This window comes from Amycolatopsis taiwanensis DSM 45107, from assembly GCF_000519205.1.
Lineage (GTDB): Bacteria > Actinomycetota > Actinomycetes > Mycobacteriales > Pseudonocardiaceae > Amycolatopsis_E > Amycolatopsis_E taiwanensis.
Window position 1 is genome coordinate 119895 of sequence record NZ_JAFB01000009.1, and the last position, 24046, is coordinate 143940.

At 71.3% G+C, this 24046-nt stretch carries 1 protein-coding gene (running past one end of the window); it reads left to right on the forward strand.

Features of this window, described 5'->3' with window-relative positions; all coding sequences use genetic code 11:
• Nucleotides 1-24024, forward strand: the 3' end of a protein-coding gene (locus tag A3CU_RS43985; RefSeq protein ID WP_043840807.1) for a preprotein translocase subunit SecA. 57627 nt of this gene lie to the left of the window's left edge; the window shows 24024 of its 81651 coding nt (coding positions 57628-81651); its start codon lies beyond the left edge, outside the window; it ends in the stop codon at nt 24022-24024.
• Nucleotides 24025-24046: the final 22 nt, after the last annotated feature.

The window sequence follows — 24046 nt, forward strand, 5'->3', positions numbered from 1 at the left end:
CGGGGCGAGGAAGGCACCGGGATGTCGGTGCGTACCGGGGTGCGGCACAACCTCGGTCTGGACCTGGTCGGCCCGCAGGCGCTGGTGCGGCTGCGGCCCCGGTTCGAGGTCATCGCGGAGACCGATGGTGCGCGCGCCGTGGCCGGCGTCGAGCCGGGCGACGTGTTCGTGGAGATTCCCGAGCATGAGGCGATACGGCTCCAGCGGGAGATGACCCAGCTGACGGCGTGGCGCCTGACCGATGAGAAGCCCGGTCTGGGCGAGGCCGTGGCGCGGCGGCTCGCCGAGCGGCGCCGGGTGGCCGAAGAGAACGTGCTGAACCTCGACGCCGCGCTGCGCGTCGCCACCGGGCTGCCCGGCCACGATCCGCGGTACCCGGCGCGTGCGCTCGCGGCGGTGACGCGCCGGTTGCGCCCGCAGGTGACCGAGCCGGGCGCGCTGCTGATCGTCACCAGCGATGAGACCGAATCACTGGCAGTGCACCACGAGCGGCTGGCGCCGAGGATCGTGGCCACCGTGAGGTCCACTTCGGACCTGCCGGCGGAGGCTGCCACGGCTTTCACCGAGGCCGCGGAGGAGCTCGGGCGCACTGCCGCGCTGCTGCGCGCGGCACGGCGCGAGCTGTTGGCGGCGCAGGACGCGTACCTGGCCGCGGGGGAGGACACGAAGCCCGATGCGGCCGAAGAACTGGTCACGCGCCGAAGGCGGTTCGCCGCGGACAGGCGGAACTGGATCGCGGCGATCGACACGGCCCGCGCGGTGCTCGGCGAGCTGCCGCCCCGGCTGGCCCCGTACCGGCACGAGCTGGTGCCGGCCGGGCTGACGCTCGACCCGGTGGAACTGGCCCGGGATCTGGCCGCTGAACTGTCGCCGACCGAACACGCCGCCGTCGAGATCGAGCTCTCGGTGACCGAGAACGACGGCACGATCGCGCGGTACCGCATCACCGGCGACGGCCAGGTATGGCCGGAGGCCAGGCCGTGGCCGCGGGAGGAACTCACCGGGGCGCAGCTGCGCGCGGCCGAGGACAAGCGCCTCGATCTCGCCGCGCTGCGGCTCAGGGCGCGCGAGACCGGGCGGCCGCTGGAGCGTCTGGTGATCGAGGGGCGCAACGAAGCCGCGATCCGGGCCGCCTGGGATGGCCGGTGGGTGGACGACGCGCTCGCCGACCCGCGGTCGGGCGCGAGGGTGCCGGCGTGGCGGCGAGGCCGGTTCGCCGACGAGGCCGGTTTCCGGCGAGCGCTGCTGCAGGTCATGCCGCTGCACGTGGAAACACTGCTGGCGCACAACGCGAACCAGTTCCGGCGAGGCGAGCGCGAGCTGGACCTGCGCGAGCTGTACCGGCTCTCCGGCGAGGACGGGTTCGTCGTGGCGGTGGCCGCCAACCTCACCCGGGGCGGCGAGGACGCGCTCCACACGATCGACGGCATCGCCGCCGTGTTCGGCTACGAGCCGGGCGAGGTGGACCGCTTCGGCGAGGCGCTGAGCCGGGCCGGGGTTCCGGTGGTGTGGGACCGCGGCGGGCACCTGGTGGATCTGCGCGAGGACGGCTGGGCCGCGCTGGTGGGCCTGGCCACGGAACTGGCGCTGCGGCACGACCTGTACGAGGGCTGGCAGCGCAGGCAGATCCTGGAGGTGGATCCGCGCTGGTTCGGCGACGGCTACTGGCTACGCCCGGCGTACGAGGACCCGCTCGCGACTCCGGAGGCGCCCGAGAGCGCGGAGCTGGACCGGGCGACGCGGATCGTCCTGGAGCGCTATTACCACGGGGTGCCGCTCGGCCAGAGCGGCGACGTGGTCGACGGTGAGTACCGGGAGCTGGTGCGCTCCGCGCTCCACCGACACGGCGTGCCCTACGCCGCGTGGCTCGCCAGTTCGCTGCCCGGCGCAGCCCCGACCGAGCGCCTTGCCGGCACCGACTTCGCCACCGAGACCGGGATTCCGGACGGCACCTTCGGCAGGGCGAAGCCGTCGCGGGTGACCGAGCCCGACGTTGTGGCGCTCGCGAAGCTGCCGGTGGGCCGGGAGATCACGTCGCTGGCAGACGACGCGTTCGCCATCGAGGAGGTGGCGCTCGCGGTGTCGGGCCTGCTGACCCGCGTGGTCGACGGGGTGACCGCGGAGCAGGCCGAAAAGACGGTGCGGGATCTCGTGCGGTCGATGTTCGAGCTGAGCCCCGACACGATCGGGGTCCCGTCGTGGACCCCGCTGGGCAGGGCGGCCGCCGACCCGCGGGTGCGCGCGGTGCTGGACACCGAATCGGGCCGGATGGGCATGCGGCTGACCCGGTCCGATGTGGACGGTGTGCGCCCTGCCATCGTGGCCGACGCGGTGGGGGCGGCGCTGCACGAGGCGGCCCACCTGCTGCAGGGCCCCCCGACGGGGCTGCCCCCCGAACAGGTCGTGGCGCGTGAGGTCGCGGGGCACGAGGTGGAGCGGCTGTTCTACCGGCTGCTGCCCGAGGACATGCTGCCCGCCGAGCTGGTGGCGGTTCTGGACTGGGACCGCACGATGGTCGAAGCCGTGGTGGCGTTCGCGGAGCACCCGGAGGACAGCGAGTACGTGCGGGCGCTGACGAACCTGCCCGACGGTTCCGGCGCGCTCCAGTACTCCAGGGGCGGCGATCCGGACCGCACCAGACACGGGATCCGCAAGGCGGATCTGGAGCCGCTCTCGAAAGAAGATGCGAGAATCCTGTGGCAGCACGGGATCCCCGTGGCGCCGGGCGGCGTGGTCGACCTCGAGATGCTGGCGAGGACCAAACCCGGGACGTTCACTTCCGCATGGGCGCGGATGGCCTTCGAGACGGACCGCTCCCAGTTCACGAACAGTCTCCTCCGCGATTACGGCGATACCGAGAAGCACGGCGACCTCGCGGAATGGTTGCTCCGCGAGTACGTGTGGGTCTACACCGCGGACCGCAGCGGGATGTTCCTGGTGAACCCGCGCGTGGTCGAGCTGGTCACCAAGTACGTCGATCCCGACGACCCGCGGCATCCGCAGAATCCGAATCTGCTCGTGCACCGGCCTCGGTTGCCGAGGGCCTGGCACCGGTGGACCGGGGGAGAGGACGGCGCCTTCTTCGCGGGTCTGGACGAGACCGTCGACGCGCGGCCGGACGGCATGGTGCTGCCCGGCGTCTTCCACGCGCTGGAGGCGATCGCGCTGACCCGGATGGACCTGCTGCTGGGCCTGCTGCCCGAGGACGGCCCGACCCGGTTCAAGACCTACCAGGTGTACCTGCATGACACCGACGAGAGCCGGCCCGGCCAGGTGCTGCCCGCGGGCCGGTTCGACCTGTTGCAGGTGACCGCCGACCTGCCGAAGCGCGACGCCGAGGGCACGCCGCGCTGGATGCGGCTGGTGGAGAAGGCGGTGGCGGGGATGGCCGGCGGCTACGGCCACGCCGCGAAGGAGACGGGTCCGCAGGCCGCCGCCAGGATGCTGACCCGGCTGTCCGGGCTGCCGACCACGGTGCGGGCAATCGACGCGACCCGGGCCGAGGCGCAGCTGCGTGAGGTGCTGTCTCAGCTGGGGATGGACCACCTGATGCTGGCCGACGTCACCGGCGACGGCACCTATGTCGCGGCGATCCCGGTGTTCTCCGACGGCGAGCAGAAGCTGTCGGTGCCCGAACTGGCCCGGCGCGGCGAGCGGTCCGTGCTGTCACTGCCCGAGTTCGCCGGCCGGTTGGCTGAGGGCGCGCACCTGGTGCACACGACTGACGAGCACCGGGGCGATGGCGGCGGTGGCGGAGACGACGACGGGCCGCCCTCGCCGCCTCCGCCGGACGGTGGCGGTCGCGAGGTGCCGATCGACCCGATGGCCCTGAATCCGATCGCGTCACCGTCGCGGCAGCGGGAACAGTTCGATCTCGTCGCCGCGTTCGACCACACTTCGCCGGACGGCAGGTACCGCGACAGCGGACCGGCGCCCATCGAGGACGGCCTTGCCGAGCGGTACCAGGAATACCTGGCGCGGCCGCATATCACCACCGTGCGGCTGACCGTGGACGAGCAGCAGCGGGACTTGCGCAGCTTGCGGCTGCTCGACCAGCCGGAGCAGCAGCTCCGCGGCACCCAGGCGGTGGACGAGGCGCGTGGCCGCCACACCGGGCTGATCGAGCGGATCCTGACGGAGGTGAACGAGACCTCGCCCGACCGCCCGTACGCGAGGCACGGGGTGAGCCGGGTCGAGGTCCTGCCGCCGCGCGATGGGGATCCGGACCACCTCACGCGGACGGTGGTGCTGTTCCGTTCCGGCGCGATGGCCGAACTGGAGATCCTGCCCGACGTCGCGGGCCACGGCTGGCATGCGCAGGTGAATCTCCCCCGCGAGATCCTCGTCGGCGCGGACGGTCATGGCCGGTCCGAGCCGATCCGGCTGCGGATCGACGTGGCGCGCACTCCGGCCGACGACAAGCGAGGCATGCCGGTGCTGCGGGACCGGATCTTCGAGGCGCTGGACGGGATCAACCGGAGGTACTCGTGGGTGGGGTCCGGTACCGGTGCGACCCGGCGCGCGGTGCTCGCGGCGGGCCTCGCCGGGGCGCTGGTCGCCGCGGAGCCGATCCGGCCGTTCCTGCCGGTGCTGTCCGGCCCGGCGCGGCCGGAAGGAGGTTTGGCCGGCGGCACATACCGGCTTTCGTCGTCCACATCAGACACTGCGACGGTGCTGAGAGTGGACGTGGCCGGCGAGCGCGCGGTGGGTGCCGTCGGCGGCACGATCACCACGAAATCCGGCGCCGAGCTCACCTGGTTCGCCAAGGTCGAATGGGACGGGCGGAACTCCTATCAGGGGCACATCGGCAAGGTGTCGGGCGATTCCTCGCTACTGCCCGGGTTGCGGGATACCTTCCGTACTGGGGTGCGGGTCGAGGCGGACGGCAGGGGCGGGGCCAAGGTCACGTTCTCGCCGTCGGGAATGCCAGACCTTGTTCAGGAATACCACTACGCACAAGACCATTTCCATGCGTTCACGTACGAGGTCATCCGCACGGAACACATGTACGTGCCGGAGTGGTTCACCCTGGCGAAGCGCCCGGGCGAGAGGCTGACGATCGAATCCGTGTACGCGGAACACGGTGTCGGGATGACCAAGGTCGCCGACAACACGATCCCCTATGTGCCCGCACGGGACGACTCCGGCGGTACGGGCTGGGACGTCGCCGAGCTCAACGACCTGATGGCGATGGACTCGGTCTTCCACGGCAAGGGCAAGGGCCACATCTCCGTCCTGTACCTCAGCCACGCCGGCCGGCTGCCCGAGGACGGCTTGATGATGGCCGGAATCATGTTCGACTCGCACGATTCGGAGCAGCGGCAAGGGGTCGCCGTCTTCACGAACCATCTCGGCAATGAGGCCGCCGGGATCGCGACGATCCACGAGATCGGGCACGCGCTGAACCTGACGCACTCCTTCGAAAAGCACAACGGCACTCCGTGGCTGGACTCGCCCGACAGCGTCCGCACGTTGAGCTTCATGAACTACGGCTACAGGTACCAGGCGGCCACCGGGCGCGATTACCACGCGGATTTCGAGGGCCGGTTCAGCAAGAGCGAGACGACGTTCCTGAAATTCGCCGATCGCAAGGCCATCACACCCGGTTACGACGCGTTCGGTGTCAACCACGCCATGGAAACCGCCGTTTCCGGGCTCGCCTTGACCCTGCACGCCGTGGGCGGATCGTTGCGGTTCGACGCGCTGGAGCCGGTGACGGTGGAGGTCCGCCTCACCAACACCTCGGACGCCCCGATCGAGGTGGACCGCGCGGTGCTGGAGGACGAGCACCTCGCGGTGACGGTCGCGGGTGAGGACGCACCGGCGCGACCGTGGCGGCCGTACACCCGGGACTGCTACCTGCCCTCGCCGGTCACGCTGGCGCCGGGCGAGTCGCTGTCCCGGTCGATCCTGGTGTCGGCGAGCGTGAACGGCTGGCACCTGGCCGATCCCGGCGACTACCGGATCTCCGCCATGCTGCCGGTGAACGGCGGCGTGGCCATGACGGGGGAACCGCTGGCGGTCAGGGTCGGCCCCGCGCCCACGCCGGGCCGGGACCTGCTGACCGCCCGGCTGGGCCGGGTGCTGGCGGCGGGCGGCACCCGGGACGAGGCGTCGGTGGCGGTGCTGCGGGCGGTGGTGGACCGGTTGCCGCACGGGCACGGCCTGCGGGTGCGCGCGGCGGCGGCGCTCGCGTACGGCCTCACCGTGCCGGGCCGGGCCGAGCGCGACGGGCGGATCGTGGTGACCACGTCGCAGCCGGACGAGGCCGAGCCTTTCCTCGCGGCGGCGTACCACGACGTCGCCGCGGCGGCGCGCACGTTCGGGCCGGAGCGTCTCGTCCACGACGTCCAGCGGATCGCCGGTGGACTCGCCGACGCCGGCGCGGGCGGGCGGGCGTCCGAGCTGCTGGCCCACGTCGCGGCGGGACTGGGCGGGCTGGGTGTGGCCGCCGCCCTCGTGCACACCCTGCGCACGGCCGCCACCAGGATCGCGCCGGCAGCGGCGCCAACGGGGCCGGATCTCACCCGGGTGTCGCCCGAGGACGCCAAGATCCTGCGGCGCGGGATTCCCGTCGACGGCGACTTCTCCGGGTTCGCGGTGGATCGCCCGGTGCGGATCGAGTCCACATGGGACGGTACGGACGACCCGGATTCCCGGCGCCGGGCACTGGACGAGGACCGGAGCGCGGCCGCCGGCCGGCTCACCGAACGGGACCCGGAGCGCGCCGAGGCGTTGCTACGGACGCATGTCTTCGTGTACGGGCCTTACCGGGATTCGATGCTGCTGGTGCGCCCGGAGTTGGTCGAGCTGGTCGGCGAGCACCTGGATCGCGCGAACCCACGCCACCCGGAGAACCCGAACCTGCTGGTGCACCGCCCGTCGCTGCCGTCGCTGCGGGAACGGTGGGTCGCGGGAGACGGCGGCCCCTTCTTCGTGGACTTCGGCGAGCCGGCCGGACTGCGACCGGAGGGCGTGCTGCTCGCGAGGGTCTTCCATACCGCCGAGGCGTTGCTGTGGACCCGCCCGGATCTCGTGCGCGAGCTCGCCGAGGACGAGCCGACGCGATTCGGCGACTACCGGGTGCGCCTTGCGTCCACAGTGGACGCCGGAAACGGCGTGTCCGAGCCGGGAGGCCGCTTCTCGCTCATGGTGACCGGCGACCTGCCACGGCACGACGGCGACGGCGCGCCACGCTGGTTGCGCCGGCTGGACAAGGCCGTGGCCGGGCTGAACGGCCCGGACGGTTACCGCGACACCGGCCGCTGGCCCGTCGGCGACGCGGACGACGCGCATGAAGCCGCCCACCTGCTCACGCGGCTGTCCGGGCTCACCGTGCGGAGCATCGTGCTCGACTCGCGGGATCCGGCAGGCTTGGACGATATCCTCCGGCCGCTCGCCACCGCGAAGCCGAAGCGCCCGGTGCTGGCCAGGCTCGCCGGGGAGGACGAGCCCTTCGCCGCGGTGATCCCGTACCTCGATGGCGACGAGCTACGGGTGCGGGTGCCCGAGTTGGACCGTCGGAACCAGCACTCCGACCTTTCGGTGGAGCAGCTCGCCGGGCACCTCAACGACCGCCCGGAACTCGTCTACGCCATTGTGGACGGTGACGCGGCGCTTTCGCTGCGACCGCCCCGGACGGACCGCGTGCTGCCGGTGCATCCGCAGGACCTGTCGCCGGTCGCGCCGTTCCGCGGCGCGGAGTATGGGGTGGTCGCCGCGTTCAACCCGTCGTCGCGGGACGGCGGCTACGACCCGCGGCCCGACCCCAGCGGGCCGCTGATGGGCCGCATCCTGCACACCGAGCGGCTCCGGTTCAAGTCGTCGGCGCCGACCGGTTCCGCTGACGAGGCCGCCACGCGGGAGGCGGTGGACCGGTGGCTGTCGTTGCCCGGCAACGGCATTGCCCGCGTCGGCGATCTCTGGGCGGTCACGCTGCCCGGCGGGCGGGCCGTCCGGTTCCGGGTGCTGATCAAGGCATCCGCCGAGCCGCCTGCCGTGCACCTGCTGGCACCGGGTCAGGACGCCACGGCCGAGATCGAGCTACGCCCACTGGCGGCCAACGCGCACCTGGGCCTGGAGGTCGCCACCGCCCTCGAAGAAGCCGTGCGTACCCGCCTCCCCGGCCTTCCCTTCGCGGAGGTGAAGCCGGGGCCGGCCGACTTCACCGAGTTGGATCTGCGGCTTTTCGCGCCGCGCGCCCCGCGGGAGGCCGGCCTGCTGACGGCGAACGGCGGCCGGATACCACGCACGCGGGAGGGAGTCGTCGACCTCACCGACTTCCGTCTTCCTGGGACCCAGCCGTTTCCGGTGGAGACCTGGTGGGCGGAGCCGAGCGGGTCCGCGGCCACCAAGAAGCTGTTCCGGGATCGCGATTTCGCGCTGGAGCCCGGCGACGTGCCGCCGAACGCCGAACTCGTCTACACCCCGGACAAGACGGCGATGGTGCTGGTGCGCACGGCGCTGGTCGACCTGATCGGCCCGAAGGTGGGGATCCACGACCCCCGGCATCCACGGAATCCGCACCGTCTCGTGCACCGTCCGGAAGCCCTGCCGGGCGGGCCGTACGAGTGGGAGCCGGCCACGGATGAGGCGCTGTTCCCGGGGGACGTCGTCGAGTTCGGGGAGGACGCCGAGCCCACCGGGCTGGCGAGCGAGGCGTTCTTCGACGTCGCGCAGGCACTCGCCCTCGGCATGCCGGACAACCTGGACCTCTTGGCGGTGCGAGACCCCAGTGAGTTCACCCCGACCGGCGAGCACCTGCTCACCATCTGGCGGCGCCAGGAGCCGGGCGCGGGGCCCGTCCGCACCGAGATCGCCCTGTCCGGCGAGCTGCCCCGGATCGAGGGCGCGGACCGGACCCCGCGGTGGATGCGGCTGCTGGAGGTGGCGGTCGCGGATCTCCTCCGCGAGGAGATGACGGGGGCGGATCTGGCGGAGGTGCTCACCGCACTGTCCGGGGACAACTTCGTGGCGACGCGGTTCGACCCGGCCGGCGCGCGGATCCGGGAACTGCTGGAGTGGCACGCGGCCCAGTTCACTCCGCTGCTGGCGCGACTGGGTTCCGACCCCGACCGGTTCGTCGCCGTGATCCCGGATGTGACGGAGAACCAGTCGGGGGGCTGGTGGGTGCCCGCATTCGGTTCCGCCGGCCGGCTGAGCCAGGATGAGCTCCTCGCCGCACTCCACGACGGGGAATTGGTGCACGAGAACGTCTTCGACGACGGCGATGACGACGACAATGGCGGCGGGGACGACGACACACCGCCGCCGCCACCGCCGCCGCCGGGCGGTCAGGACGCGGAGCCGATCACGTTCCGCAACGAGACGGTGGCACGTCCGGCGAAGGAATTCGGCCTGGCCGCGATGTACGACCCCGACTCCCCGGACGGCGGGTACCGAGGCGGAAAACCCACGGCGGGGCCGATCACCTGGCCGCCGGGCACGGAGGTGTTCCACCACCCTGAAATGGGTTTCGTGGTCACCGTCGGTGCGGACGTGCCGTCCCGTGCGCGAGCGGTCGCCGCCATGCTGGTGGCGGGGATGCGCAAGTTGGTGGGCAAAAACCGTCCGGCCCCCGCCGTGTCCGTGGTGCCGGCGGATCCGGCCACCGGGCCGGATGCCCGGTTCCTGGAGAAACTCACTCTCCACCTGACCGCCGAGCTTGCTTTCGAACGGGGTGACCCCGACCTGGAGCTCAAGCCGTTGGAGACCAGGCTGCGCGCTCTGGTACACCGGGCCGTGCGCCGGGAGACCGGGTCCGACCACGACGAGGTGACCGGCTACGACGTCGTGGCGCGCCAGGTGCTGCAATTCCCGGCCGGGACCTTCACCGCGCAGACCAGACACGTGCTCCAGGCGTTGGAGGAGTCGGATTCCGAGACCACCGTCGCGGTGGTGAACGGCTGGGCGGTCGGTGATCCCGGCCTGCTGATCGTGGTGCGGGACAACGCTTCCGGCGAGCTGGCGTCATTGCGCGTGCTTACGCCGATCGCGGCGAGAGCACGCCGTGGCATCCGGATCGACGGCCGGGTTCCCGAGGAGATCGAGGCCGCGTCGCGAGCGCCGAAGGGCATCGACGACTTGCTGTCCTACGAGCCGGTGGCCGCCCGGCTGTTGCGCACGGTACGCAGGGTGGTCGAGCCGGCGATCGGAGCCTCTGATCTGTCGTGGACCGACGATCCGGAAGGAGTGCCCGGCTACCAGGTATCAGCGGGCTATGCCGTCAAGATCCCGAGCAGCGGGTTCATCACGGGCGCGAGGCGGCTGCTGCGTGCGCTGTCGGACTCGGAGGCCGTGAATCTTGCCGCGGTGGTGGACGGCTGGGCGGTGGGTGATCCCGCCCTGCTGGTCGTGGTACGGGACACCGCTTCCGACCAGCTCGTGTCGCTGCGCGTGACCACCACGAACGCGGCGAGGGTGCGGCGACGCTATGCCGGGCAGCGGATTCCGGACGAGGCATTCCAGCGGTTGTGGAGGCCGACGGGTGAGGACCTCGAAAGGTTGCTGTCGCCCTATGAGCTGGTTCTGGCGGTGGCGGAGCTGACCGGCGTGGTGGTGGTGCCGGACGAGACGTCTCTCCCGCCGGGTTTCCTCGTGCGGTTGCCGCAAGACGGGTTCGCCGAGCGGGTGCGCACCGTACTGACCGGACTCGAAAAGCGGGGCTTCCGGGCCAGGACGGTCGTGGACGGCTGGACCTTCGGCTATCCCGGGGTACTGGTGCGGATGCATTCCGAGCGAAAGATGCTGTGGTTCCGGTTCGTCACAGGATCGTCCGGAGCGACAGCAGCCGCTCCGGCCGGCGTCGCCGGGCTGGTCCGCGACCTGGCTCCGGAGTCCCAGCCGGCGCGGCCGGGGGTGTCGTACCGGTTGCCCGGCCCCGGCGGACGGTTCTCCGGGACCATGGCCGCGGGTTGGGTCGCACGGTGGCCGGAACTGATCGCGGCCGTGGCGGCGGAACTGCCCGCGTTGGTGCCCGAGGTCGTGCGGGTTCAGGTCGGTTCGATAGGCAGCGACGCGAGGACCCGGATCGTGTTCGTGCGCTTCGCTTCCGGCGCGATCGCCCGGGTCGATTTCGAGATCGATCGGCACGCTGCGTTTCTCGCTACCGCCGCGCTGGTCGATTTCCCGGATCTGGTGGCCACTCCAGAGGGCATTCGCCCGGCGCCTGATGTCGCGACGCACGTCAGGCTCAATGCGAAGCTGGTCTTTGCGGAGGGCCTCGACGAGCGGCTTGCGCTGCGTGAGCTCGTGGTGCAGGCCACGAGCCTGGCATCGGAATGGTTCCGCCCGGTCATACTCAGCGAGCTGGAACTCGAGCGGCAACGGGAACTCGAGCGGCAACTGGAAATCGAGCGGGAACGGGAACTCGAGCGGCAACGGCTTGAGCGGCAACGGGAACTCGAGCGGCAACTGGAAATCGAGCGGCAATGGGAGCTCAAGCGGCAACGGAAGCTTGAGCGGCAACTGGAAATCGAGCGGCAACGGGAACTCAAGCGGCAACGGAAGCTTGAGCGGCGTCGCGGCGGGGAACTCCCTGACGCCCTTCGCCGGAAGGCCGCGGGTACTTCCTCCGTGGACGAGGGGGACGGCGGGCCGCCGGGGATTTCGCTGCACTATCACCGGAACATCGGTTTCGTCATCGCCGTCGGTCACGAGGCGCGGCCGTCGTCGCTGCGGCCCAGCGCGCAGTGGTTCGCGGACAGGGTTCTCCAGCTGAACGGTTCGAATTCCGACGAGGATGTCATCGTCGTACTGTCGGCCCTGAACAGGCACGACGGTGTGCGTTTCGCCGAGCGGTTCGGTCTCGCGGTAGCGAGTCAGTTCGATCTTGTCCTGAACGATCCCGATGCCGGGACGGCCGGGCGCAAGATCTACGGCTGGGCCCAGAACGGGCCGAGGGTGTCCGCTGTCGCCTTGCTCGAGCAGGATCGGCCGCGTGGCATCACCCTGCACTTCCACCGGGAGGTGGGGCTCATCGTCGTTATCGACGACAAGACGAGCGGCTCGCCGAAGGAGGCCGCTGAGTGGGTCGCGGCCCAGATCTGGAAACGGTCTCCGCAGGGCCTGAGCTGGCCGGTTTCGGTCACCGTGCCGGCACTGGGGGAGCCCGCCAATCCGAGTTTCCGGCAGTCGTTCGGTGAGGCCCTGTCCAACGAGCTTGGCATCGAGTTGGCCGAACCGTGGCCTTCGGAGACCGCTGAGGATATCGATCTCCCCATCGATCCGCGCCAGGTCACCCCGGGCGACCAGCACTTGCTGGAGGCGTTGGCGGACGCGTTCGGCGTGGTGGTCGATGACCGCTATGGCATCCGCGACATCCGCACCCCGGACGGCGACCGGCTGCCACCTGACGTCGAGGCGTTGCTGATCGAGGAGGCGCGTCGGGTCGGGCTCCCGGTCGAATACGGCCCCGGGCCGACCGCGCCGTCGGACGTGCGGAGCCAGGAAGGCGTTCGCGCGAACGCGTCGCGCAAGTTGGACTCGCCGGTGCCGTCGCTGCCACGGGACCCGGCGATCGTGCGCTGGGTGGCCGAACTGGCCGGCCTCGACACGTCAGGGGTCGAGCTCGAGATCGTGTCCGACGCACAGGTCAGGTTCAACCGGCTGTTGGACGACAAGCAGGCCGCGGCCGCCACCCCGGTGGGCGGCCGCCGGAGGATCCTGCTCGGCCCGCGCGCCTTCGCCGACCGCACCACGCTGGAGCGGGTGCTCAAGCACGAGCTGCGGCATGTCGCCCAGCTCGACGACGGCGTCGTGCCCGGCCCGGACACGATGGCCCGGCTGGAGGAAGACGCCCATGCCGCCGAGGCCGGCACCGAGGGACCGTCCTTGGACGAGGTCAGCCGGACCGGGGTCTCGCTGGAGAAGTTCCTCTTCCACCGCGAAGACGGTGCGCACAGCGATGGGGCCGACCCGGTCCAGACCATGAACGACGTCGCCGAGGCACTCCGGATGGTGGCCCGGACCCGCGGACTGCGGTTCCGGCACGATGTGGTCGAGCCGACCCGGTTCCTGGTCGGCTCGATGGAAATCTTCGCCTTCCTCAGGGAAGGCGAGCTGCACGGCTTCGTCCACAAGCGATACAGGCGGCTTGACCGCCACCAGATCAATATCTTTATCCCCGAGGGTATTGCCCTGGATGAGCTCGCCCTGGCGCTCCCGACAGAGCTCGACCGCATCTTCCGGGCCGTCAACCTGAAGCTGCCGCACGGCAGGGGGATCGACCCCGTGACGGCAGAGGCGCTGCTGCGGCTCGAGGTGGCCGCCCGCCGGCGGCGCTGGGCCGCCTCTCGCCCCCAACTCGGCGAACCGTCGCTCGACCCGTTCGCCGAGGCGACGGCCGCCGCGCGCGCGGCCGTCGGCGATGGGGCGTGGGAGAAGATCGTGGCAAGGCACTCCTCACCCACCGTGCGGGCACTGCTGGCCGCGCCGGCGTACCAGGCGCACATCGATGCCCGTGCGGCCCTTCCGCGGGAGCTGACGCCGGAGGAGTGGGAACACCTTCCCGACGGCGTCCGCGACTCGGTCAACGTCGTCACAGACCCGCTGCGGCCCGCGAAGACGGAGCGCGCGAAGCCGGTGGCGGGGCTGTTCCCCCCGACCTCGGCCTCTCGCGTGCATGGCGTCCGCGGCGGCCATCGCGAGCCGTTCACCGGGCACGACTCGATCCTCCTGGACGCAGTGTCCACAGCGGACACCGAGATGTTCCTGGATCGGCTGCCGCTGTTCAACGGGGCCTGGGCCTGGTCGGATCCGACGCGGCTGCTCAACGGCGTCGAGGCCGCGATGGTGATCCACGACGCCTGGACCGGCGTGACCGTCGCGTCCGCCGCGGCACCCACCTTCGACGGGTTCGCCGACGGCGACGTGGACAAGCCGATCTGGCACGAGCCGGACTGGGCGGGCCGGATCGAGGATCGCGGCGGGCGGTTCCAGCGTGTCCAGAGCGGGGCGTCGATTCGGGACGCGCTGGCGGCCATGAGCTGGCGGGCGCTGGCGTACGTCGTCGTGCCGGACGGAGAACACGCGCCGCACGTGCTGGTGGTGCTCGCCGAGAACGCGCGGGTCAGGGCCGTCGTCGACGCGGCCACCGGCCAGAAGCTCACCGACATCCCCGACGGCGCGGTCGACGCAATCGTCTTCAAGGGCAACGGAACCGCGGTGCCGCTGGCCGGCCGGCCGCTGAGCGGGATCAGCTCGCGCCCACCCACCGAGGACTACCTCGCCTTGCTCGCACCGGCCGACCAGGAACGCTGGCACGCACACGCGGCGGAGATCTTCGAGGCCGAGGTGCTCGACTTACCGGTACACCTCCCGCCCGACCTCATCTCGTTCTACCTCGAACTGACCGACCGGCGGGCCCGGCTGGAACTTCGCGCGCTCACCCTGGCGCTCCACGGGGACGAGGCGCCGTTGCGCCGGGCGATCGAACGCCTGCGGTCGCTGGCCGAATGGCAGGGGATTTCGACAGAGCGGTTGCTGGCCCAGCGGTGGGACACGGGCCTTGGCACCGTCGATCTGGCCCACCACCCGTCCGACGCGCGGCCGGCCCGGCACGAGCTGCCGGCGGGTGCCCGCCGCTCCGCGTTCCAGTCGAGTCCCCGGGAGGTGCTCGCCCGCATCGCCGAACTGCCCGAGCATGAGCGCGCGGACCTGGTGCGGGCGCATCCGGGGTACTGGGCGATCCTCAATGGGACGGTCAATCCGGTCGACACGTCCGGCCACGTCGGCGTGCCGTACGAGCAGCCCGGCGGGGTGGTGCCGGGGAACCGGGACGAGCAGCAAACGCTCGAGGGGGTACTGAAGCTCCCGGACGGCTCCTACCCGACGACCCCGGCCCCGAGCCGCTGGCACCTGCCGGTCATGCGGAAGAAGAACATCGAGCTGGGTGAGCGGTTCCTCGCAGCGCGCTCCATCTACCAACTGGGCGAGCCCCGGCTTCCGGTCGAGGCCACCATCGACGGCTTCCTCGGCAAGAAGATGCGGCCGCTGCGCGCCGAGTTGGGCCTGTGGGGCCGGGTGGAGCAGGACACCGGGGCTCGCCTCCAGACGGTCACGTCCGGCGAGGACGTCGAGACGGCGCACGAGGCGATCGAGGAAGCCCTGCGCGGGGCCGGCCACGGCGCGATGGCGGTGGTCCTGGCCCGGTCCGACGAGGACCCCGAGGGCCGCCATAACGGATACGTCGCAGTCAACCACCACGGCGACATTCAGCGCTTGGACGAGGCGGTCGACGAGCAGATCGAGGCCATGAACGCGCTGGCCGCCGGCTTGATCGCGGCGCCGGCCCTGGGGGCGGCGAATGGTCACTTCCCCGCTGGTACGCACACCGTGGAGGCGCTGATCGTAAAGCTCGACGGCGATCCGGTGGTGCTGCCGGACCGGCCACTGAGCGACTTGAGCACGCTGCCACCCACCGCGGCCTACGCGCGTGCGGAGTACACCGCCCGGCTGGTCCGGCTGGTCCAGGAGGCGGCCCGGCGCACCGCCGCCGAACTGTCCGAACCGGACGGTCTGCCGCCGGACCTCGCCGAGCGATACCGCGGGTTCACCAATCCGAAGGCGCGGCGGCAGTTCCACGCCTGGTACGAGCGCACCGGTAAGAACGTCGCCCTGCTGCGGCGTGGGCTGGACACCTTCGCCGCGTACACGGCCGACCGGCTCGGCATCGCGGTCGACGAGGTGAGCGCGGAACAGGTCGAGGCGGCGCTGGCGCGGGCCTGGGACGAGCAACTGGGCGCGCTCGTGCCGGACGACTTGGCCGAGGACGCGGTGTTCGCCGACGAGTTCCGGTCCCAAGCCTGGCCCGGCGAACCGCACCCGGCCCTGGCCCCCGGCCGGATCGCCGAAGCGCACCTGCGGGAGCTGGCCCGGCACGTGCCGGTGCTGGCCGAGCTGATCCGCAAGTACGGAGTTCCCGGCCTGCCGGGTGGTTTTGTCGACGTTTCCGCCCTGGCCCCGGCCGACGTCCCGGTCCATCCGGCCGTGCTCGACTTCATCGACCACTATCTCAGCCGGGACGATCCGCGGCACCCAGCGAGCCCGTACCGCCGCGTGTCCCCGCTCGATTTCGACCCTGTCGAGCACCAGCCGGACGGGACGGTGACCTACGAACAGCTCCGGATCGCGGGGGAGCTGTCCGAAGTGGACGTGTTCGCGGACGGCGAGCCGGACACCGCCCGCCGCTACCTGGTCGAACTGTCCGAAGTGGAGCCACGGGGACACGGGTTCGTCCCCGCGCGCCGGGTCCGGTTCGTCGTGGACCGCGACGAGCTTTCCGCGGCCGGACCCGAGCTGCCCCCATGGCTGCAGGCGCTGGTCGTGGCGCAGGCCCGCCTCGGGTTCACCCAGCCCGCCGGGCCGCGGCGCGTGGCGGAACTGCTGGCGCAGGTGAGCGGGCGGCCGACCATGGTGGGTGCTGGACTACCTGAGGACCACCCAGTCCGGGCCGTCAACTCGGACGAGGTGTACTTCTCCTCGAATCCCGCGTTCTTCGATGGCACCTTCGCGCCGGGCCACCTGCGCGTCCAGGTGGGGTTGGTCGCCGAGCTGGAGCTCACCGACGTCGAAGCCACCCTCCGGCTGCACGAGAGATGGCTCGCCGTAAAGGAATCGACCACGCGCGATCCCGAGGACATGCCGGGGAATGGGCGTTTCCAGCGGGTCACCGCGACCGCGGCGGAGGCCGGCCGCGGATACCGGCTCGTCGAGGAGGCCCTGCGGCGCACCAGGGACCGGGGCTACGCGTACGTGCTGGCCCACCTCGGCGACGGCACCCGCTCGATGACTTCGATCTCCGCACGCGGCGGTGCCGACCTCACCTACCTGGACGCCGCGCACGGCCGGCACGGCGACCGGCCGTTCGAACACGAGGCGGAGGTGGTCGCGCTCGACGTCATCGTGTTCGACGACGGGAAGGCGGTGCCGATCGACGACGTTCCGCTGAGCGAGGTCAGCTTCCGCCCACCGACCGCGGCCTACCTGAAGGCGATCCCGCAGGCGCAGTTCGCCGCGTGGACCGAACTGGCGAGGGAGATCCGGCGCGCCGAGGCCGTGACCGGTGGTGCGCTCCCACCGGCGGAGTTCCCGGTCGCGGTGGCCGAACTCTACAACCGGCTGGACGAGGATCCTCTTGCCCGGCGCGGGCTTCGCGCGCTCGGTGCGGCCATCGGCGCCGACCGTCCGGACGAGTTCGACCGCGTGGTGGGGGCACTGGACCAGAACCGGGTGGCCGAGTACCTCCGCGACCTGTGGACGAGCACGCTCGGCACGCTCGATCCGGCGATGCTGCCCGCCGCCGACACACCGACCCTCTACGAAATGCCCGAGGGCACCTCAGCCGCGGAGATCGAGCAACGCAACAAAGCCCACCTCGCCCACGTGTCGCGGTTTATCGAGGCACTCTCGACGCAGGAGCAGAAGAACCTGGCCGAGGCGCGACCGGAGCTGTGGGCGCTGCTTCACTCCTGGTACGGCACGGGCGAGTCGTTCACCGAACCGAGCGCGCCCTACCTCCGGCGCCGCGGCCTGCGGCCCGTGCCGAACGCGCTGGACGAGCGGTTCCGTGCCAAGTTCAAGAAGGACGGCGACGGGCAGTTCCCGCTGCACCCGGACCCGGCGAAGTGGGTCAAGGACTTCTGGACCCCGGGCGCCGGTGGCCCCGAAGTGGGTCTCAAGGCCCGCCTGACCTTCCGCTACCGGAACCCGCGCCTGCCCGCACCGGACACCATCGAAGGCTACGACGGCGTCGAGCCCCACGGCGCGGAACTGGGCGGGCTCGGGCGTGTCGAGCAGGTGACGGGTGAGCGTTTCCGGCGCTGGGGCGACTGGGATGGGGCGTACAGGAGGATCGTAACAGCGCTGCGGGATGCGGGCGGCGGTGCGATGGCCCATATCGTGCACCACTCGGGCAAGGACGTCATCGGCTACGTCGTCGCCTTCAACCACGGCGGCGACATCACCTTCCTTGCCAAGGAGGGGGTGCGCACCTGGCGCGGGGAGATCACCACCGCCAGTCCCTTCGACTTCCCGGAAACGGAAATCTCGTTCCTGGTGGAAAGTGTGGACGGCTCGCCGGTTCGGCTGTCCAGCCGGTTGAGCGAGCTGAGCTCGGTGCCGCCGACCGCTCCGTACCTGCCGGCCGTACCCGACGAGCGCCTGTTCACGTGCCTGAGGCTGGGTGCCGCCGCGCTGGTGGGTGCGCTGCCCGAACCGCGCGGCCTGACCCCCGAATCGGCCGAGATTCACCGGGGGCTGTCCGACCGGCGTGCGCTGGGTCAGTTCGCCGTGTGGTTCGAGCTGGCCGGCCGGGATGCCGGGTTGTTCCAGCGGGCGCTGGACACGTTCGCGGGGCGGCACCCGGATGTCCAAAGTGGACTGATCGAGGACTGGGAGACCGGCCTGGGCACGATGCTGCCGCGCGTGGCGGAGGATGCCAGGGTCAGTCCGGGTGAGCTCCCGGCAGTCCTCGCCCAGCCCGTGCGGGGCGGGCTGAAGTTCGAGGACGAGGCGCTGGCCCGCTTCGCCGAGCACTCGCCGGTGGTGGCGGAGTACCTCCGGCGCCACGGGGTCGCGCGGGACGAGCATGGCGTGCTCGACCTCACGGCCCTGCGCCCGGCTGCGTCCGGCGAGCCCATCCCGGTGAACTCGCCGTGGCCGGCGCCCGGCACACCCGAGCCGGCACGGGTGAAACTGGAGGCCGACCAGCGTGCGGCCCGGCAACGGTTCGAGCGCGAGCGTCCGGAGGCCGTGGGCCTGCTGGCGACGCACGAGTTCTACTACACGCCGGACCGGACCGCGATGATCCTCGTCGACCGGGCGCTGGTGGACCTGATCGAAACAAAGTTCTGGCCAAGCGATCGGCATCACCCGGCGAGCCCGTACCGGGTCGTACACATTCCGTCGCTGGACGGTGCCTTGGCTTCCGTGGTGACGATCCGGGCTGGTCAGGTGCTGCGCGGGCTGAGAGAGAAGCGTCTCCCGGCCGAAGAGGTGAGGCGGTTCAGCGAAACCGAATACATGGCTCACCAGTACGGCGTGGCCGCGGACGGCGACGGTTACCGGCCGACGGAACGGAAGGCCTTCAGTGTCACCGGCGCGATACCGGGACCAAACGAGATGGCATCGGCCATCGTGCACGCGAAGGTCCTGGAGCTGGGCCAACCGGGAGCTGGCACACCGGATCTCGCGATGATCGTCACGGCGATCTCGGGCCGCCCGGCCACACGCACCCCGGTGACCGGCAGCGAACCGGACAGCAGGTTCCTTGACCTGCTTTGCCGCCACGCCGAGGCCGGCCTGCCGGTGTGGGTCGACTCGGGCATCGACTACCGCGGGGTCACCACGGTCCTGCCCCGGCTGGATGGCGAGGGGTGGCTTCGGTTCCGGTTTCTCAACGACTTGGTGCCCGACCGGCTGCGCCTGGACGATGTCCATTCCGGGCCCCGGGTTCGCGACGAATTGGTGCGCGACGGCAGGCGGCACGACGAGCTGGCATCGGACGAGTTCCTGTTCTGGCTGCGCCTGGAAGCGGCCACGCTGGTCCATATTGTCCTGCCGGACGACGAAAACCCGGACTCCGGTGGGGGCATGCCGCGCCCGATGCCACCCGGCCCCCGGCCGCGCGGCCCGGTCCTGGACCCCCGCGCGCTTGAGGGCCGCATCGATGAGCCGGGCATCGACCCCGTGGCCCCGGTGACCCACCGGAAGGGGCGTCGCCCCGACGTCGAGGGGGGCATGACCGCACACCGCTTCCCGCCCGGCGGCGGTGGACGCGAGCTACCCGGCGCCCAGCCGCCGGCTCGCCACGCGCAGTCGCCGGTCCCCGAGGCGCCGACGACCGCGCGCGCCCAGCCGGCCATCCAAGCCCGGCAAGTTCCGGAAACGCCGCGGCCCGAGTTCGCCGAGGACCGGCAGGCGCTGCGGGACGCCACCGAACTACGCAGGCTGGTCCTGGCGCTGCGGGACGGCATCGAGGAACTGTTCCAGGCCGTGCGTACCCCGCCGGCCGACGAGTCCGGCCTGCTCGCGATGATCGAGCTGGGCCAGGCGGTCGGCCAGTTGCTGGCGGCCGTCGAGGACCGTGCCGAGGAACTGGCCGAACGGGCACCGGATCTCGCGGATCGGCATGAGCGGCCGTCCGATCCGGGCTTCGCCGGTGTGCGGACCGCGTTGGCCGCGCGCTACCGACTCCTGGAGGCCGCGCTGGTGGAGCTTCGGTCCGCGCGGCACGCGCTGGCCCAAGGCTCGTTCGACGAGCTGACCGGCTGGGCCGCGGAAATCGAGGAGGGCGAGCCGTCGCAGCTGCCGGAAACCCTGCCCGCCGGCGTGACCGGGCTGTGGGAGGCGTTCGACCACGCCGCGGCGGGGCTGGCGCCGGTGATCGAACAGCTCGCGGACACCCACGCCGAGTACCCGATACTGGCCGCGCCCGGCGAGACCATCGATCCGACGGCCGACTCCGAACGCCTGCTCCGTGCCACGATCGAACGGGGTCCCCTGCGCGCGCCACACGAGTACGGCGAGCGCGACGTGGCGGCGGTGGGGCATGCGCTCGACCTCGCGGCCCGGCAGTTCCGGCTGGTGTCGGAGCTTCAGCAGCTCGGCTATCCGGGCCGCCGCGCGGCGGACTTCGCGCACCTGGTGGGCGACGAGATCGCGCACCCGCGTGCCCGCGTGCTGGCGGGCGAGCTGGCCGAGGTCGAGCGGCGGCTTGTCCATCTGCTCAACGGCGACCCCGATGCACCGCGCGTGGACCACGGGCTCGGCCTGAGCGAGGTGGTCGACGGCAGCGCTACCCGGATGCGCCGGCTCCGGGAGATCGTGCTCGCGCATGAGCGGTTCCTGGACCGGCCCGGCAAGCTGGCCGCGCTGGACCTGATCGCCGAGCTGAGACAGCGCGCGGAACACCCCCTGCCGGGGATCGCGAACGCGCTGTTCCTGTTGAATACCAAGGACTTCGCCGGCCCGTCGGTCGTCGACTTCGATGGGCATCCGGTCACCTCGGTCACCGTCGAGCAGTCGAACGAGGCGCCGATCCGCCAATTCGATTTCCGGGTCGAGGAGGTCGACTGGGGCGACCCGATGGCCTCGCTGGAGCCCGAACTGCGGAACGTGCTGCGCATCAGCTGGCAGGTCAGGGAGTCCAAGTCCACCCTGCCGACGCTGAATCCGGGCGCCACCATCCAGCTCGTGACGACCGACGACCCGGACGCTCCGGCGGCCCGGCGCGCCGACTGGTTGCCGCACGGGTGGACGTCCGGCAGCCAGTTGGTCGTCGTGGTGCGGCGGAACGCCGGGGTCGAGGAACTGGAGCCGGCGCTGGCGGAGATTGTGCGCGGGCTCGTCGCCGAGGTCCGCACGACGATTCCACCGCTGCACACCTTCCGCCGCGTGACCAAGCTGGGCGCGGGCTTGGACGTGACGGGCTTCTCGCTCGGGACCGCCGCGACGGTGCTGCTCGGACTCGCCTCGTGGGGCGCGTCCGTGCCGATGGCAGTGGGCAAGGCCCTCACCACGATCTGGTCGTTCCTCGCCAACCCGACGGTCACGCAGCGCTTCCTTGCCAAGATGTCCCAGGCCATCGACATGAAGGCCAGACAGCACACCGCGCTGCGTGGTGCGTTTGGGCCAAGCGAGGAATCGTTGACCCGGCAGGCCGGCGAGACCGTCGAGGCGCTGGCGCCGGTGGCCGGGCGGCTCGGCGTCGCCGTCGGAGAGGCACCGGTCTGGGAGGCGCTGGACCGGCTCGACGACACGCAACTGGCCGCGTACGCGGATCGGGTGCCGAAGCTCGCCGCGCGGTTGGCGGACAAGCTGCGGGAGCTGTCGGAGGCTTTGCGGTCCTTCGGCGACGAGCAGTTCGACGAGAAGAACAAGGAGCGGGTGAACCTTTTCGACGAGCTGGCCCACGCGGAATTCATCGGGTACCTGCCGCGAAACCTGAAGCTGCTCAAGGTGATCCGGGACCTGCGTGGCATCCGCTGGGGGCCGCCCGGCAAGGCCGCGCAGGACGCGACGGAGCATGAGGAGGTCCACGACTTTGGCACGCTGACCGTCGAACTGGGCACCGGGGAGACCGTCACCATCCCGGTTTTGCTCGGCGTGTACCCCACGTCGTACTCGGTCTTCGTCGGTGGCGATGTGCCGAACCTGGAGCTGCGGTTCTGGCTGGGCATCTCGCCGAACCTGCACAAGCGTGACGACGCCGCGATCGAGGACGCACTGGCGGTGCAGATGGTCGACCTGTTGCTGTTCGGGTCAAGCATGTGGGCGCAGCCGGACCTGAGCGACGACGCCAAGACGTCGTTCGGCGGGCTGGCGTTCGAGCTCGGCGCGGCCCTCACCTTCGCCGTCTCCACCGGACGATGGGACGCCGTCGTCGCGCTCGCGCTCGGAAGCACCGGCGCGAGGGCGGGTAACCTGCGGGCCCACCGAGCCAACTTCCGCTATGTCACGCTGCACGATACGGTCAAGTGGGGCCTGGTCCGGCGGCGACTCGGCTTCCGGATGCTGGTCAGTTTGACCGCCATCCGCGCGTTGGGTAACCGGGTACTGCGCATGCAGACCTCGGCCATCGAGGTCGCCGGGCGCCTCCTGGAGCGGGCCGGTGTCCGCGAGCCGGTCGCCGTGCCCGAGGACCCCGCCGCACTGCTGGATATGGTGGCCGACGCGCTGCTGACGCATGCGAACGCCAGGCCGGATGTGCGCGAGGCGAACCTCGAACAGGGCACGCACGGGCCGGTACTGGCGATCACCACAGCGGAGGTGGGCCGGTTCCGGCAGGCGCCGCCGCGCGAGGTCCGGATCCAGCTCGGGGTGAGCCGGGAACTGCTGGGGCCCATCCCGATGACCTCGGACGGCCCGGTGCGCCCCGGGAGCTCTCGCACTCCCCGCATGTTCACCATGCAGCTGCCGGACCCGGAGACTTTGAAGGAGACCGGGACGTCGGTCGACGAGCTGATCGAGCTCGCCGTCGACGACTACGACACCGTGCAGGATCTCGCGGCCACGCACCATCCGCGGCCCTCCCTCCAGTTTGCCGCCGCCGAGGCCATCCGCGCGGCGGGTGGCGACATCCCGAACGCGCTCGCCAGCGCACAATCGGGGGACAGCTACAACGTGAGCAAGGACCTCGCCGGGGTCGCCACCGGGGCCGGGGACGGCGCGATGGCCATCCATCGCGAGCGGGCGGGACTGGCGAAGTGGGCCACCCAGATCCAAAAAGGACTGGATCCGACCTCGGCCACGCCCAGATCGCTGGACGTGTCGATGCGCATGCTGGCTCTCCGGGTGCACCGGCTGGAGCTGCTGCGCTGGGAGCGGGCGGGCCGCCACGGCCCCCCGCCGACGCACCCGGACCAACTGCTCAACGACTTCGAGCGCATGCGTTCCGACGGTGAACTCCTCAAGCGCATCCCCTACCTGGCCAAAGTGACGCGTGTCGACCGCGGCGGCTATCTCTTCTATATCGACCGGGTCGTCGACGCGGGTCCTGCGGAGATGAAGGCAAAGCTGCGGGGTACGCACCGCCAGCAGGTTCTGGTGCGGATCGTGCCCAGCCTGAGCGGGACGCCACCGGTGATGGTGGCCAACGCGACGGACTCGAGGTACCTCGTCGCCGGCGACGACATCGAGGCACTGCTGCCCAAACTGGTCACCATGGTGGCCAGGGAGCATCACGGGGAGGACGGCGTGCCGGGCCCGCTGGGCTTTCTCTGGCCGGAGCTGGGCTCGGCCAACCTGGGCCAGCTGCTCCGGCGGTATGCCATCGAGACCGTCGGGCCGCATCCGGACCCGGTAGCTCTCGGCGCCGCGACGGTGGCCGGCGTCATGTCCGCGGCGGTCAAGACCAGGGTGGGTACGTGGGAGGCCCGCGGGGTGGGACTGTCCAGCTCCACGTTCGAGGCTCGGTACCTCTACGGCGCCGAGTCGCCCTCGGCGGACCGCGACCAGCTGCACATGTACCTGACGAGGATCGCCGCGCGCCGCCTGGCCGAGCTGGCGGCGGACCTGGCCGAGTGACCGCCCGCATGGGGTCACTCCA